Annotated in this window: 15 protein-coding genes; all 15 read right to left on the minus strand. The window is 42.9% G+C overall.

Going from position 1 to position 16578, the window contains the following annotated elements:
- Positions 1-37: 37 nt before the first annotated feature.
- The 15 genes from CFT42_RS06685 to uvrA all read right to left on the minus strand — a co-directional run bounded on the left by CFT42_RS06685 (position 38) and on the right by uvrA (position 16571).
- Entirely contained in the window at positions 38-1768 is a 1731-nt protein-coding gene (locus CFT42_RS06685) for a phospho-sugar mutase (protein ID WP_088809768.1), read from the minus strand.
- Positions 1769-1816: 48 nt separating this feature from the next.
- The gene (locus CFT42_RS06690) at positions 1817-2851 is read right to left on the minus strand and encodes an aldose epimerase family protein (protein ID WP_088815768.1); all 1035 of its coding nucleotides are present in this window, start codon (positions 2849-2851) and stop codon (positions 1817-1819) included.
- Between the two features lie 67 nt (positions 2852-2918).
- On the minus strand, positions 2919-3908 hold the full coding sequence (galE, locus tag CFT42_RS06695) for a UDP-glucose 4-epimerase GalE (protein WP_088809766.1): 990 nt from the start codon (positions 3906-3908) through the stop codon (positions 2919-2921).
- 104 nt (positions 3909-4012) lie between these two features.
- Positions 4013-4402: a hypothetical protein gene (locus CFT42_RS06700; protein ID WP_088809765.1), complete on the minus strand. Its 390-nt coding sequence runs from the start codon at positions 4400-4402 to the stop codon at positions 4013-4015.
- Between the two features lie 272 nt (positions 4403-4674).
- The gene (trxB, locus tag CFT42_RS06705; protein WP_088809764.1) at positions 4675-5631 is read right to left on the minus strand and encodes a thioredoxin-disulfide reductase; all 957 of its coding nucleotides are present in this window, start codon (positions 5629-5631) and stop codon (positions 4675-4677) included.
- Between the two features lie 82 nt (positions 5632-5713).
- On the minus strand, positions 5714-7177 hold the full coding sequence (locus CFT42_RS06710; RefSeq protein WP_088815769.1) for a tetratricopeptide repeat protein: 1464 nt from the start codon (positions 7175-7177) through the stop codon (positions 5714-5716).
- 79 nt (positions 7178-7256) lie between these two features.
- Complete coding sequence (locus CFT42_RS06715; RefSeq protein ID WP_088809762.1) at positions 7257-7751, minus strand: acyltransferase; 495 nt, start codon at positions 7749-7751, stop codon at positions 7257-7259.
- A gap of 1 nt (position 7752) precedes the next feature.
- Positions 7753-8406 carry a pyrophosphatase PpaX gene (ppaX, locus tag CFT42_RS06720; RefSeq protein ID WP_088809761.1) on the minus strand — a complete coding sequence of 218 codons (654 nt, stop codon included), beginning with the start codon at positions 8404-8406 and terminating at the stop codon, positions 7753-7755.
- 30 nt (positions 8407-8436) lie between these two features.
- Complete coding sequence (lgt, locus tag CFT42_RS06725) at positions 8437-9267, minus strand: prolipoprotein diacylglyceryl transferase (RefSeq protein WP_088815770.1); 831 nt, start codon at positions 9265-9267, stop codon at positions 8437-8439.
- 97 nt (positions 9268-9364) lie between these two features.
- Positions 9365-10300: an HPr(Ser) kinase/phosphatase gene (gene hprK, locus CFT42_RS06730; protein ID WP_088809759.1), complete on the minus strand. Its 936-nt coding sequence runs from the start codon at positions 10298-10300 to the stop codon at positions 9365-9367.
- Positions 10301-10393: 93 nt separating this feature from the next.
- Positions 10394-10750 carry a phage holin family protein gene (locus CFT42_RS06735; RefSeq protein WP_088809758.1) on the minus strand — a complete coding sequence of 119 codons (357 nt, stop codon included), beginning with the start codon at positions 10748-10750 and terminating at the stop codon, positions 10394-10396.
- A gap of 6 nt (positions 10751-10756) precedes the next feature.
- A complete protein-coding gene (locus CFT42_RS06740) occupies positions 10757-10954 on the minus strand; it encodes a PspC domain-containing protein (protein ID WP_088809757.1) in 198 nt (65 codons plus the stop codon).
- Positions 10955-10985: 31 nt separating this feature from the next.
- Positions 10986-12200 carry a PspC domain-containing protein gene (locus CFT42_RS06745; RefSeq protein WP_088815771.1) on the minus strand — a complete coding sequence of 405 codons (1215 nt, stop codon included), beginning with the start codon at positions 12198-12200 and terminating at the stop codon, positions 10986-10988.
- A 67-nt stretch (positions 12201-12267) separates the two neighbouring features.
- On the minus strand, positions 12268-13518 hold the full coding sequence (locus tag CFT42_RS06750; protein ID WP_088815772.1) for a DUF4097 family beta strand repeat-containing protein: 1251 nt from the start codon (positions 13516-13518) through the stop codon (positions 12268-12270).
- Positions 13519-13703: 185 nt separating this feature from the next.
- Positions 13704-16571, minus strand: coding sequence for an excinuclease ABC subunit UvrA (uvrA, locus tag CFT42_RS06755; RefSeq protein WP_088815773.1), 2868 nt, complete (start codon positions 16569-16571; stop codon positions 13704-13706).
- Between the last annotated feature and the right edge of the window lie 7 nt (positions 16572-16578).

The raw sequence follows: 16578 nt of genomic DNA on the forward strand, positions 1-16578 counted from the left end.
AAAAAGAGGCTTCGCATCTGCGAAAACCCCTTCTATTTTAATGCTCAACAAGCTCTAAGAGTGCATCTCGAACTTTCTCGAGTTTTTTCTGGCTAGCCGCCTCAGTTGCCCCTTTTATACTAAAGTAGAACTTGATTTTTGGCTCTGTTCCAGATGGTCGTAAGCAGAACCATGAACCGTCAGTCAAGTAAAATTTAAGCACATCCGCGCGCGGAAGCAAGATAGGCGCGGATTCGCCAGACGCAATAAAATTCGTTTCACTGCGCAAGTAATCCTCCACACGCTCGATTTTCTCGCCACCCATACCAGTCGGCAATTTCTCGCGGAAGCTCGTCATAATTTCTTTAATCCGCTCCGATCCGTCTTTTCCGCTAAGCGTAAGCGACACAAGATCCTCTTTATAAAAGCCAAACTGGGAGAAAATATTGTCCAATTCTTCGGAAAGCGTGAATCCACGCTCTTTAGCATCCAGTGCCACTTCTGAAATCGCAAGCACCGCCTGGATAGCATCTTTATCACGCGTGAATGACTTCACCATATAGCCATTACTTTCTTCATAGCCAAATAAAAATGTATTGGAACCTGTTTCTTCAAAACGCTTAATTTGTTCGGCGATAAATTTAAAGCCTGTTAGAACTTCAATCATTTCCGCCCCGTAAAATTCAGCGATTTCGCGACCAAGGTCACTTGTTACGATGGATTTCAAGACGGCCGCGTTAGCTGGCAACTCGCCTTGGTTTTTCTTTTGTTTTAGCAAGTAGTTTAAAATGAGGGCGCCGATTTGGTTACCTGAAAGCACGTTGTATTCGCCGTTTTTCGTGCGAACAGCCACGCCTAGACGGTCCGCATCAGGATCCGTTCCAACTAAAATATCCCCATCGTATTTTTCACCGTATTCAATCGCCAGTAGGAAAGCTTCACGGTTTTCTGGATTTGGTGATTTTACCGTTTTAAAATCCGGATCGTTTTCAAATTGCTCCGTCACCCGAATGATGTTTGTGAATCCAACACTTTCAAGGGCAGGCACGCCTAGAATGCCACCCGTCCCGTGAAGCGGCGTGAAGACAATCTTCAACGTGTCACCTTTTTCTTTTACAAGCGCTTTATTCACCGTAACCTCTTTTAATTTTTCCAAATACGGCACGTCCACTTTGTCGCTGATAACTTCAAGCAACCCGCTCGCTTTGAGCTCGCTCGTATCGCGAATTTCCACCGCAAAAATGTCCTCAACCGAATCAATATATTCCGTCACCGCGTCCGCTCCTGCTGGTGGCATTTGCCCGCCGTCCTCGCCGTAAACCTTGTATCCGTTATATTCTGGCGGATTGTGGCTCGCCGTAATGACAATCCCGCTGAAGCAGTTTAAATCGCGAACCGCGAAAGAAAGTTCCGGCGTCGGGCGAAGCGATTCAAACACGTAACTTTTTATCCCGTGGGCGCCTAAAACCGAAGCGCTCTCGTACGCGAATTCTTGTGACATGTGACGAGGGTCATAGGCAATGACTACACCGCGTTTTTTCGCCGCATCCCCATTTTCTGCTACAAATTTTGCAAGTCCGTAAGACGCCTTACGAATCGTATAAATGTTCATGCGATTAGTGCCCGCACCAAGAACACCTCGCATTCCAGCAGTTCCAAATTCCATATTTTTATAAAAACTATCTTCAAGTGTCTTTTCATCACCGCTCAAGCCATCAAGCTGTTTACGTAAATCAGCATCTAGTTGCGCATTGTTTAACCATTTCTCATATTCTGTATTCCAATTCATCGTTCATAGGCTCCTCTCACAAATACCTTCTGTTATATTTTATCAGTTTCAAGCTTTATTTACAAAAAAGCGAAAAGTCGTTTTGGAATAAAAAGGCTTTTCAGGGCGCAGCACGCTATCACCAAAATGCGGGTGGTGAATCGCATCTGGTAAAATTTGCGTTTCAAACGTAATACCTGAAAAAGGCCGAATTGTTTCGCCAAAAACTTTGTAATCGCCAAACAACGTATTTCCTGTATAAATGACAACGGCTGGCGCGTCCGTCTGAACAGCCACCCCGCGACCAGTTTCAGCATCCATTAAAACGGCATCTGGTTGCCCCGCTTCATGTTCCAAAACGAAGCCATGATCGAGGCCACCGCTCGCAAAATCGATTTGCGGGTCACCTTTTGAAATGGCGTCTTGAATTCGTTTTTTCGCAGTAAAATCAAACGCGGTTCCTGCTGTCGCTCTAATTTCTCCAGTTGGAACTAAATCGGCGTCCACACATGCAAATGCGTGACTTCGCACAAAAAGCTCATTCTCGAAAACCGAATTTTTAACATCCCCCGAAAGGTTAAAATATGTATGATTCGTCGGGTTGAACAGCGTCGGCTGGTCGGTCTTCGCCTCGTATTCAATCACCCATGCATCGTCATCCGTCAGCGTATAGCGCATCACCACATCGACTTCACCGGGATAGCCGTTTTCAAAGGCAGGGCTCTTGTAGGAAAAAATAAGCGAATTTTGTACTTCTTCCACTTGGAAAATCGCCTTACTGAAATTCGGACGGCCTCCGTGCAGCTGGTGGTTCCCATTATTTTTCACAACGTCATATTGTTTACCGTCAAGCACAAAAGTGCCGTTTCGAATCCGCCCCGCAACACGACCAACAAAAGCCCCAAAATAAGGCGAATGCGCCAAATAGTCAGCTAAATTGTCAAACCCTAAACTAATATTTTGAAACTCGCCAAAACGGTCTTCCGTTACAATACGCGTCACAATCCCACCGTAATTTAAAGCCGAAAATTCCGTGCCACGATTATTTTTAAGTGTGTACTCATAAATTGGTACTCCATCGATTTCACCAAAAATTCGTTTCAATTTGTCCCTCCTTCGTCGTCAAACATACAAACTGACGACAATTCAAGTCGCCAGTTCAAACGCTATTTTATTCTACATACCCGTTCGGATGGCCCAAATGCCATTTCCACGCGGTTCCAATGATTTCCTCCATATCCGTATGTTTCGGCGTCCAGCCAAGAACTTGACGAGCCTTCTCACTCGAAGCAATAAGTGTACTAGGGTCACCAGCTCGGCGCGGCCCAATTGCAGCCGGAATTTCCTTACCTGTCACACGTCTCGCCACATCAAGCATTTCCTTCACAGAAAAGCCGTTGCTACTGCCCAAGTTGAAAATATTGCTCACGCCGCCATTTTTCAAATACTCCAGCGCCAAAATATGCGCATCAACCAAATCCACCACATGTACGTAATCGCGCACACATGTGCCATCTTCCGTCTGATAATCGTCACCATAAATTGATAATTCCGCACGCTGCCCTAAAGCCACCTGCAAAATAATCGGAACTAAATGTGACTCGGGATTGTGGTCTTCACCTATCGAGCCATCTTCTTTCGCTCCAGCAACGTTAAAATACCTTAGCGATACGTAACGTAACTCGTGAGCCAAGTCACACCAGTGCATCATTTTCTCCATAATAAGCTTTGAATCTCCGTAAGTGCTCTCAGGATTCGTTGGCATGTCCTCTGTAATCGGTACACGCTCTGGCTCGCCGTATGTCGCCGCTGAAGACGAGAAAACGATATGCCGAACGCCAAATTCCTCCATCACTTCAAGCAAAACTTGCGTCCCGTAAACATTATTATTTAAATAAACGAGTGGAATTTGCATCGATTCCCCAACAAGCGAGTTCGCCGCAAAATGGATTACACCCTCAATTTTTTCTTTTTTAAAGACACTTTGTAAAAAAACTTTGTCCCGAATATCACCTTTATAAAAAGTCGCCTGACGATTCAAAGACGCCTGATGCCCCGTCTGCAAATTATCAACAACAACGACATCATACCCTTTCGCTAGCAACCCATCTACCGCGTGAGAGCCAATATATCCAGCCCCACCTAACACTAAAATACTCATCTCGTCGACCTCCTTACGCCGCTTCTTCTTGTACCATTTTACAACAGTTCCAAGCAATCGTCACCCCTAAATAAAAAACCCCCTCAAAAAAAGGGGACCCCGCATCATTCCATCACGGTCGAAATTTCCCGGTACCGCGCTTCATTTTCACATTGCGGCAACGTTTTAACTAACAGATCATGATTTTCAAAAACAATCTCATCAAATTCCGCATTCGATAAATAAAAAGCGCTCATATGCGAGAAATAAACGAATTGCAACATATTTTCATATTCCGGTACGTCTTTTATCTTCAAAACTTTCCGCACAAAGAAGTTTACAAGCGCGTCGCCCGTCTTCACATACCAGGGAATACGAATAAGATTGACATCGAATTCTTGATGCGCCTCAGCCCATTGTTCCGTCGCCTCATTCTGCACCGTAAAAGCGACCTCTTTTCCGCCCGCAGCCTTAACCTTAGTCACATCGATAGTAACAACAGCAATTTTTTTCATTAAAACGACATCCTTTCGTTCTTTAAAAAAAGATTTTACATAAAATTTTTAGTTCATTTATTTTTTATCACTAGAAATAAATTCAAATATTTTTACAAGTAAGTACAGCCAAAAAATAAAAATTAATGTCCTAGATATAATATACCCATCCACGCCCAATTAAATAGTAGCACATTCCAGAGAATAAAACCCACACTAAAAGTATTAATTTTCAAACTATTTAAGGAAGTTGCAAGAAAAAAAGACTGCCTACAATTGGCAGTCTTTTAACCTTATTCACTCACCGCTTCAAGCGATTCTTTTAATTCTTCTACAAATTTTTGTGCGTTTTGTCCAGCTAGGCCGCCGTCACCGGTTGCCGTTACAATTTGGCGTAAGCTTTTTGCGCGAACATCTCCAGCAGCGAAAATGCCCGGAATACTCGTTTCCATTTCTTCGTTCGTACGAATGTAACCTTCATCGTCGGTAATGCCGAGGTCGTTGAACGCGCTTGTTAGCGGGACAAGGCCGACATAAATGAATACGCCATCAGCTTCTAAATCATGTTTAGAGCCATCTTTTGTGGACACTAAACGTACGCCAGTTACTTTTTTGTCGTCGCCAACAATTTCTTCCACTGTGGAATCCCACACAAAATCCACTTTTTCATTTTTAAACGCGCGATCTTGCAGAATTTGTTGTGCGCGCAATTTGTCACGGCGATGCACGATGGTCACTTTATCTGCATAACGCGTCAAGTAAGTGCCTTCTTCAACTGCCGAATCGCCGCCGCCAACAACGACTAAATCACGATTTTTGAAAAACGCTCCGTCACAAACCGCACAATACGATACGCCGCGGCCGCTTAACTCGTCTTCGCCCGTTACACCAAGTTTACGATGTTCGGCACCAGTCGCAATAATGACCGCACGCGCTTTATAGCTTTTCGAACCAGCCGTCACCAGTTTATATGCTTTAAAATCTTCAATCCCTTTAATGTCACCATACGCATATTCCGCGCCAAATTGCTTCGCGCCTGCAAACATTTTATCCGATAAATCTGGACCTAAAATGCTATCAAAACCCGGGTAGTTTTCCACATCCGCCGTGTTCACCATTTGCCCACCAGGCACGCCACGTTCTATCATTAATGTATCTAAATCAGCACGGGAAGTATAAAGCGCTGCCGTCATGCCAGCAGGCCCAGCTCCGATGATAATTACATCATAAATTTTTTCTTCACTTACCATTTTACATCCTCCTAAGGTCGCTCTTTAAAGTCTACACCTAGCTTAATACGAAACAGTAAGTTCGTCTATATATATGCTCACACTACTTGAATAAATCAATATCTTGTATTTTTTGGTCTAAAGCCGCTTGTTTAATTTGCGCTGGACTGCCAAAACGGGTGACGAAGCTCGATAAAACAGCTTTCTTCTCGTACTCAGGTAAGAGGATTTGTTTTTCAGTAATCTGCCAAACCGTTTTTACAACTTGCATATAAAGCGCTAAGTTTTCATCCGAAAGAGGTAGGTTTTTGCGTCTTAGTTCTTCGAAAAGTTCTACCATATAGCGACTATTTTGCTCGGGAATGCCTTCTGCGAGAAAGACAAATTGCGTGAAAACGAGGTGCTCCTCGTACGTCCAATTCGTCATTTCAAACAGCGGGTGAAAAAGCACAAGTTCCGCGCGCGCAGGTGAAATTGAGAGCGCATAAACGCCTAGATAGTGCAGCGTACGCTCTTTCGATGCCAGAAGTTGCAAAACGTTTGGTACATGCGCCGCAAAATCATTTGCCGCTTCATCAAACGGAAAATCTTCTTTTTCATATACGTCACAGTTTAAAAATTGCGCCCACATTTCATGCGCAAATTCAATATTACCTAAATAAAAAGCGGTTTTTGCCCGGTAATAATAAAACTTCGGTCGTTCGGTTACCTCTAAATCAACAATATCGCCCAGAAAATCGTCCGCCGTCTTATACGCCCCCATCATAGCATGTACGTAGCCTAACCGTTCCCGGTGATGCGTCAAAATCGGCACAATTTTCGTAAGCTCTGCGTAAAGTTGCTGAACTTCTTCTTCATTCGCCTTGAAGTAATGATACATAAACAAATCAATGCGCCCTAACAAATTGCCGCTTGACCGTTCTAGTAAATCGTACAAAACTTTAAGTCCTTCCTCCTCGCGAAGCTGCTCAAAATAAAGTGCCGCCAGTTGGTTGTAAGCCGGCCAAAAGTTCGGTTTCTCATCAATAACTCGCTCTAAAACGCGACAAGCCGAAACACTATCTTCCTCCGCCAAATAGCGGTTGATTTCCTTTTTATATTCATAAAATTCCTGTTCCACTTTAATAAATTTATTTTCAAGATTTTGCCCGATTGGCGTTTCTTCAAGTAAAACGTCCATTAAATCGTTCGCCTCTTCCACATATTCGCCTTCTGGGTCCTCCGCCACATACCGCTTAGCATACTGAAGCGCCCGTTTAAAGTCCTTCAAATAAGCAAAATTGTTCGCAATAAAGTAATAACAATAATACATATTTCCATCCAAATTTTCTAAAACGTAACGCAAAAGTTGATTCGACTTATGAAATTGCCCAATTTCCGTATAACAAATCGCCAGCTGACAAATGATGACCGGCTCAAAAGGCTCTAAATCACGCGCGCGCTCCAAATAGCCTATCGCTTCCGTCATCTTCTCCTCGCGAAAAGCCACAATGCCTCGTTCAAAATAAAATTGTCCGTTTGGGAGAAAGTGAATCACTTTCGGTTCCCGAAACCGTTTTTCTGCCATTATTTCTCCCCTCCATTTCGTTTATTTAGTATATCATAGTTCGCGTTTCCGTCAATACAGCAAAAAATCCCATTCTCGCTTAAGAATCGGATTTTTCTCTAATCACAATCGGATTACCAAATGCCACGCTACCCGCTGGAATATCTTTCGAAACGACTGCACCGGCGCCAATCACAGCACGGTCGCCGATTTGGACGCCCGGTAAAATAATGACGCCCGCACCAATCATGACATTATCGCCAATCGAAACAGCGCCCACGCGGTATTCATGCACTAAATATTCGTGGGTCAAAATCGTCGTTTGATAGCCAATAACTGAATTTTTACCAATCGTAATCTTTTCTGGGAAAAATAAATCAAAGGTCACTTTAAACGCAATTGCCGTTTTGTCGCCAACCTTCATGCCTAACAGTTTGCGATACAAATTGCGTTTGCCACCCATCCACGGGAAGTAGCGCGCAAATTCGATAACCACAGTGTTTTTAAAGGTGCGCCAAAACGGAACCGTCTTGTAAACGTGGTTGAGCGGGTTTTCGTTCGCAACTTTCGGCTCGTAACGCTTGTAGTTTCGCATATCAGGCCTCGGTACGGACAATCTCAAGTAGATCGCCCATCGTTTTTAACATGTAGTCTGGCTCAAATTGCGTCAAGTAATCCGGACCTTTAATGCACCATGAAACGGCCGCCGTCTTCGTACCCGCGTTTTTCCCCGCGTGAATATCGTGGAAATTATCGCCAACCATAATCGCCTCGTCTGCCTCTGAACTTAGCAGCGCAAGCGCCATTTCAATTCCTTCCGGGTCAGGTTTCGCCACTTTCACTTGGTCGAGCCCGATGACGACCTGAAAATATTTATCGAGGCCAGTGAGTTTCAGACCTTTCATGATGACATCGTACATTTTCGTGGAAACGACCGCAAGCTTGTAATCTTCCTCATAAAGCGCGCGAATTGCCTCGTAAACACCGTCATACTCTAAGATGAGATCGTCATGGTGCGCAATATTAAACTCGCGATAATACGCAATCATTTCGTCCACTCGTTCTGGCGCTAAGCTTGCAAAAGTTTCCGTAAGCGGCGGACCGATAAATTGCAAAATTTCCTCTCTTGAAAAGCTTCTTTCTGGTAAAAATTCCGCCAAGGTTTTCTTAAACGTTTCGATGATGAGTTCATTCGTATTGATCAAGGTTCCATCCAAGTCAAAAAGCAAAGTCGTAATCTTTTTCGTCATACTTTCAACCTTTCCTTGCCGAAGCAAAGCTTATTTTTTTGGCACTTCCCCGTATTTGTCCGCTAAATAATAAGGTGGATTTAGTTTGATTCGTCTATAAATAATCATGCCAATTGACACTACAATTAAAATTACAGCCAGTACTTGTGATACTCTCATGTCGCCCCACATCAGGCTATCCGTACGCATTCCTTCAATAAAGAAACGACCAAATGAATACCAAATTACGTAACCCAAAAACAGCTCTCCGCGGCGAATCTTCGTCCGGCGTAAAACAAGGAGTACAACAAACCCAAGCACATTCCATAAACTTTCATAAAGAAAAGTGGGTTGATAATAAGCGCCGTCTATGTACATCTGATTGATGATAAAGTCTGGCAGATGCAAGCTTTCCAAGAAACTACGCGTCGTTTCCGCCCCGTGTGCCTCCTGGTTCATAAAATTTCCCCAACGTCCAATCGCTTGCGCAATCAGTAAACTTGGAGCTGCAATATCCGCTAGTTGGAAAAAGGAGATTTTCTTGATACGCGAGAATATGATAGCCGTACCGACCGCCCCAATAAGCGCCCCGTAAATTGCAATCCCACCGTGCCAAATTTTAATGATTTCGCTTGGATTATCTTTATAGAAATCCCATTGGAAAATAACGTAATAAATGCGGGCACAAATAATTGAAATCGGAATTGCCCAAATTAATAAGTCCACAAACAACTCTTTATCAAAACGGCGTTTAGTCGCCTCTCTTAGTGCCAAAAGTAGCGCTACAACCACACCTAGCGCAATAATAATGCCGTACCATTTAATGGAGAAGTTACCAAGTTGAATTGCCACCGGATCAAGCGGTGTAATTTGATTTTCCATTCCGAACCTACTTTCTTTTCTTCATTTTCACTATTCAATTTTACCTTTTCTCGCACAAAAAAGAAAGAAGCTTGACCAAATTGCCAAGCCTCCTTCGTTAATCGTTCATGCTATTTTGGCTAATCAAATTGTTTAAGTCACTTGTGAAACGTTCCGCTGCATTATATCCCATATTTTTCAAGCGGAAATTCATTGCCGCCACCTCAATGATGACAGATAAATTTCGGCCTGGGCGAACCGGAACGGTGATTTTAGGAACGTCCATATCGAAAATGCGCGTTTTTTCCTCGTCAAGTCCCACTCGGTCGTAATGTTTCGTTGGATCCCAATTTTCAAGGTGCACAACAAGCGTAATTTTCTTGCTTGACCGAACTGCCCCTGCCCCGAAGAGCGTCATCACGTTAATAATTCCGAGACCGCGAATTTCAAGCAAATGCTCAATAATTGCTGGCGAAGAGCCAATTAAGGATAGTTCATCTTCTTGGCGGATTTCAACATTATCGTCGGCAACTAACCGGTGACCGCGTTTCACCAGTTCAAGCGCAGTTTCACTTTTCCCAACGCCACTACTACCGGTAATTAAAACCCCAAGGCCATAAATATCTACAAGCACCCCGTGCATCGAAATAACTGGCGCCAATTTACTTTCCAAAAAGTTCGTTATATAAACAGAAAGACGCGTCGTTTTGAGTCTCGAACGGAGCACCGGGATTCCAGCCTCGCTAGCCGCCTGAATTAGCTCTTTCGGTGTTTCTAAATTCCTCGAAACAACAAAAGCCGGCGTTCGCTTCGTGCACATTTGCTTATAACGCTTTAACCGCTCACTAGGCTCCATTCCTTCCGAAAACGAAATTTCCGTCATGCCGAAAAGTTGCACACGGTCCTCTGGATAATAAGAAAAGAAACCAGTTAATTCAAGACCTGGTCTTGATAAATCACTCGTTGAAATGGGCCGCTCTAAACCTTCTTCGCCGCAAATCAGCTGCAAGTTAAGCCGCTCCACTAACTCCTTTACCGTCACGCTTTTTGTCATGTAAGTCCCTCCACTACGGTTTTTCTTTTATTTTACCATGGATCACCAGATTCGAATAGCGCAAACAAAAAGTTATGAGCGACTGCTCATAACTTATCGCCGATTCTTATTGTCAAAAAGAACCGAATTAATAATCATATTGGCAAAAGCCATAATAGCCGCTAAAATAAGGGCTGTTCCAAAACCGTCAATATTGAAAGAACTTCCCATAAAGTACGTTGTCAGTTCCAACATGAGCGCATTGACTACAAAAGTAAATAAGCCAAGCGTTAAAATATTAATCGGCAACGTCAGCAGTAGCAAAATCGGTCGAATGAGCATATTCAAAATTGCTAGAATAAAGCTCGCCAGTATCGCCGTAGTAAAACCATCTACGTGAAAACTAGAAAAGAAGCCCGATAACGCTACAAACAGTACTGCATTAATTAAAACACCTATTATAAAACGCAAAATCTATCACTCCCACTCTGTACTTGGAGCTTTCGGCATAACAATCGCTGCAATAATATAGAGTAGAATTCCTGTACCAGCGAACAATGAGATAACCGCCCAAGCTAGGCGAATCCACGTTACTTCAACACCAAAGTATTCTGCAAAACCACCACATACACCAGCCAACATTTTTTGGTTGTTAGATTTCGTTAACTTTTTCATTTACTTTCCCTCCTGATTAAAACTATTTTCCTTATTTTGCTTCTTGCTGTTCAAGCTCTGTTACTTTAATAATACCCGTGTTTACATTCGCCTGAATTGTTCCCGTGCTAATCTCTTCCGCATTTTGCGTAAAGACAAACGTCTGATTCGAGTTGTCCCAAACTTTTGCATTCTTCAAATCGAAATAAATCTTCTCACGTCTAGTCCCAAGCGTTCCGTCCACATTCCACGATGCGGGAATTTGGATGCGAATATCTCCATTTGGTGCCTTTAAATCAGCCGCCGTGGCTGTATCATTGTAAACTGTATAATCCACGTCACCATTAGCCGTTTTAGCAACCGTTGTAAGCAAGTTTCCAGCAATCGAAACATCACCTTTTTGCGTTGCCAAATCTACATTTTCAACATCGGCGCGTTTAAAGAAAATTTCTCCGTCCGTTACTTCGGCACTTAAAAACTTCCCACTCGCCCCAGCAGATCTCACGTCGCCATGGCGCACTTTTAAAATACTATCTTCAACAGACACATCATCAAATTTCAAGTTTCCGTTAAGTAACTGAATTTTCATTTGTTCATAAAGCCGTTTTGGCACTGTTAGCACAACATCTGTTTTTAATACATCATTCTTAGATTCAAATGTAAATTGTTCTGGCGTAATTTCAAGCATGGTTTGACTGAAAAAATAGTCCCACAATTTGTCTTCGCTTAATTGACGAATGGAGCGTGCTTTCTCATGCACAGCTAGTACAACGCGCACTTTTAAGTCATCCTTTTCCCAAACACGAAGCGTCACATCACCGGTTGCAACTTGAACTTTCAACCCTCTAAATGTTGTAGCATCAAAGCTGAATTCACGGGACGGCCTTGGTCGACTTCCTGAATGATTTCTTTCCGCATGTTGCATGCTTACTTTTTCGTGATGCATTTTATGATTCATATGCGCTTCGTGGTGGTGTTTTCTTCTGTCATACTGCCTATTTCTACGCGCTTCCATACGACGTTTTCTCTCATCAATACGTTTACGATGATGATCAAGCACTTCTTCCGTCGTCATATTTTCAGAAGGAATCACAAACAGGGCAATGATATAGGCAATAATTGCGATACCCGTTTTCATCGTAAAAACAGCGACAACAATGAAAATCAAACGTAGAATCGTTGCATCAATACCAGTGTATTCAGAAATACCACCAAAAACACCGCCGATTTTACGATCAACACGAGATCTTCTTAGTTTTTTGTCCATACTATGCGCTTCCTTTCAAGAGTCTTCGCCAAGCGAAGACTCTGAGTTCCGTTTTATTTTACACGTTTCACTTAGATTCACGAATTTTGACACTACCTGTTGTAGCTTCCGCCTCAAGTTTAAGTGTATCACCTGCAGCAGGTTTCGTGAAGACCATCGTTTTACTTACAGATTCAGATTTTGAATCCAACACTTTCGCATCTTTCACATCTAATAATAATTTACCGAGGTTCGTATGAAGGCGCCCGTCTAATCCGAGTTCTCTCGGCACAGTAATTTCTAGGTTCCCTGCACCAGTTTTTGCTTTTAAGAATGCCGCTTCTTCATTTTGTAAGTGATAATTGACATTCCCATTTTTGGTCATTAAATTGGTTGAGTAGAAACTACCTTTTACTGAAACATTGCCATTAAAGGTTTTAAGTGAAACATCGCGCACGTTTCCGTTTTGCACGCGCACATTACCGTTAATCGACTCGATTTCTGTCAATGTCGCTTGGATTGTACCGACACTAATGTTCCCATTTGTTGTTTTCGCAAACAAGTCACGGCCAGTTAGTTCATCAATGTGGAAATTACCATTTAAAATTTTCACTGACACATAATCATATTCACGACGTGGCAAGTATACTGTTAAATTCGTTACGATTTGCTTGGATTTAGATTCAAAGCGAAGCGTTTCTTCATCGACACGAAGCGTTGTGCGGTCAAAGAAGATTTTCATTGCTTCTTCTTCTGGGTATTCTTTAAATAGTTTAATCATCGCATGGACGCGAATATCATCATTATCGGACGGTTTAAATTCAATGTTTCCATTTGCCACTTCAAATTCTAAAATCGAAAGTGTTGTATCATGATAAACAAATTCGCGTTCAATTTTTGTTGATGTTAAAAATGGAAACGGCATATCTTTCACTTGATTGAAAGCACTGCTTAGGAATGAACCAATTTTTTCACCAGCTTGCGATAAATCGTTCATCACATTTTTCATTGATTCTTCGCGTTTTTCCTTTTCAATACGAGCACGTTCCTCATCTTTTGCTCTTTGCTCTGGACGTTCTCTACGCGGTTTCTTCGCTTCTCCTCCGCGATACGGATTACCGGCTGTATTCCAGCCTTGCGAGTAGTCATAACCTTGTTCTTCTTCCTCGTTCTCAAAAGCTTCCTCATAAGAAGTTCTGCGCGCAGCTTGACGAATATTTTCAGAGGCTGCTGATTTGCCTTCTTTTTTCGAAATATTTTCAAGTAGCGTTAGCGCTTCTTCCGTTGAGATAACACCTTGTTTCACGAGTTCTAAAATGCGTTTACGTTCGTTTTCCATTCCAGTTCCTCCTAAAAAATATATTGTAAGTAAAGTCATTAAATTCATAGGTCTTTTAACTATATGTTCATTATGAAGGATTCCTCGTCATCTGTCATACAACTTAAGAACGATTCTTTCTTTAGACTTTTGGGGAAAAGGAAAAGCCTGATGAGAAGTCTCCCTCCCAATCAGGCTTTTAAGTTTTATTTCTGGGCACTTTCAATCCGGTTTTTCGTTCGCTTTTTATCGCGTTCAAGAACCCGTTTCAAATATTTACCCGTATACGATTTTTTCGAACGTGCCACTTTTTCAGGTGTTCCCGTCGCAATAATTTGACCGCCACCATCGCCGCCTTCCGGACCAAGATCAATCAAATAGTCCGCTTGCTTAATGACGTCCAAATTGTGTTCGATAACTAAAACGGTATCGCCATTTTCATCAACTAAGCGCTGTAGCACTTTTAAAAGTCGACTAATATCATCGGCATGCAAACCAGTTGTTGGCTCATCTAAAATATAGAATGATTTACCGTTACTCCGCTTATGGAGCTCAGAGGCAAGTTTAACCCGCTGTGCTTCACCGCCTGATAAAGTCGTGGCTGGTTGCCCAAGACGGATATAGCCTAAACCAACGTCGACGATCGTCTGCAATTTGCGCGCAATTTTAGGTTGATTTTTAAAGAATGCCAAGCCTTCTTCAACCGTCATCTCTAAAACTTCCGCGATATTTTTCCCTTTGTAGCGAATATCTAACGTTTCGCCGTTGTAGCGCTTCCCGCCGCAAACTTCACACGGCACATAGACATCTGGCAAAAAGTGCATCTCAATTTTGATGATGCCATCACCTTTACAAGCTTCACAACGACCACCTTTTACATTAAAGCTAAAACGACCTTTTTTGTATCCGCGTACTTTCGCCACATTCGTAGAGGCAAATAAGTCGCGAATGTCATCGAATGCGCCCGTATAAGTCGCCGGATTCGAGCGGGGCGTCCGCCCAATTGGGGACTGGTCAATATCAATAATTTTCTCCAAGTGTTCCGTCCCTTTAATCTCCTTATGCGCGCCCGGTTTCGCATTCGCCCGGTTTAACTTGCGCGACAGCGCTTTTCGTAATACTTCATTTACAAGCGAGCTTTTTCCAGAACCTGAAACGCCCGTCACACATGTGAATGTTCCAAGTGGGATATCCGCACTGACATTTTTCAAATTGTTCGCCTTCGCACCAACAATTTCGATTTTATTGCCATTTCCATCTCGGCGTGAACTTGGTACTGGAATAAATTTTTCTCCCGAAAGATATTGGCCAGTTATGGAATTTTTATCTTTCGCAACCTCTTCCGGCGTCCCAGCAGACACAATTTGACCGCCATGTTCGCCAGCACCAGGTCCAATATCAATTAAATAATCCGCGGCCATCATCGTATCTTCATCATGTTCCACGACAATAAGCGTATTCCCAATGTCACGCATATTTTGCAACGTTTCAACTAGACGGTCATTATCGCGCTGGTGCAAGCCAATGGACGGCTCATCTAAAATGTACAGCACACCCGTCAAGCGGGAACCAATTTGTGTCGCTAGTCGAATTCGTTGTGCCTCCCCGCCCGAAAGCGTTCCAGCCGCCCGACTAAGCGTTAAATAATTTAAACCTACATTATTTAAAAAGCCTAGACGACTCCGTACTTCTTTTAAAATTGGAGCCGCAATTTGACTTTCCTTTTCTGAAAGAGCCAGCTCTGAAAAGAATTCCAGGCCTTCCGTCACAGAAAAATGGCTGATTTCGCCTAGATGTTTGCCATCAATTTTCACTGCTCGTGCTTCTTCCTTCAAACGGTAACCATGGCAAGTTGGACACGGTAAGTCCGTCATATATTGCGCCATCTGTTCACGCGTAAAGTCCGAATTTGTTTCCCGGTAACGCCTTTCCACGTTCGGTAAAATCCCTTCAAATGGCATCCATGTTTCTCTTGTCATTCCAAAATCATTTTGGTATTTAAAGAAGAATTCTTGGTCACCCGAACCATTTAAAACGATATTTTGTTCTTCTTTCGATAGCTTTTCAAACGGCTTCTTCATATCAATCCCGAATTCCTTACATGCCGATTCCAGCATTTGCGGATAATACTGCGAACTAATTGGACGCCACGGAACAATTGCTCCGTCCTTTAAAGAAAGCGAAGTATCTGGAATGACCGTTTCAACGTCCACCTCTAGTTTCGTACCTAAACCATCACATGTCGGACACGCGCCAAATGGACTGTTAAAAGAAAACATGCGCGGCTCTAGTTCCCCAACTGTGAAGCCACAATACGGGCAGGCATAATGTTCGCTAAATAGTAGTTCTTTTTCGCCCATAACATCAACAACCGCATAGCCGTCCGCTAATCGAAGTGCGGATTCCAGCGAATCGTACAAGCGCGACTGAATGCCTTCTTTAATAACAATTCGGTCAACGATGATTTCAATAGAATGCTTTTTGTTTTTTTCAATTGTAATCTCGTCGTTAATATCATAGATTTCTCCATCAACACGAATGCGCACGTAACCTTGTTTTTTGACTTCTTCAAGCGTTTTTTTATGTGTGCCTTTTTTGCCAGAAACAATGGGTGCCATCACTTGCAGGCGTGTCTTTTCAGGGTATTCTAAAACGCGCTCCACCATCTGCTCAATGGTTTGTGATGTAATTTCGATGCCGTGGTTCGGACAAATTGGGTGCCCAACACGTGCATAAAGCAATCTTAAATAGTCATGAATTTCCGTTACGGTTCCGACTGTGGAACGTGGATTTCGACTTGTCGTTTTTTGGTCGATGGAAATAGCTGGGCTGAGCCCTTCGATTAAATCTACATCTGGCTTATCCATTTGGCCTAAAAACTGGCGTGCATAAGCTGATAGCGACTCCACGTAACGACGCTGACCTTCCGCATAGACTGTATCAAAAGCTAGGGAAGACTTCCCCGATCCAGACAGCCCCGTCATGACGACCAGTTTGTCACGCGGGATTTCAACGTCGATATTTTTTAAGTTATGGGCTCTTGCCCCTTGAATGATAATTTTATCTTTATTCAAATTCGTT

This window comes from Listeria goaensis (genome assembly GCF_900186125.1).
Lineage (GTDB): Bacteria > Bacillota > Bacilli > Lactobacillales > Listeriaceae > Listeria > Listeria goaensis.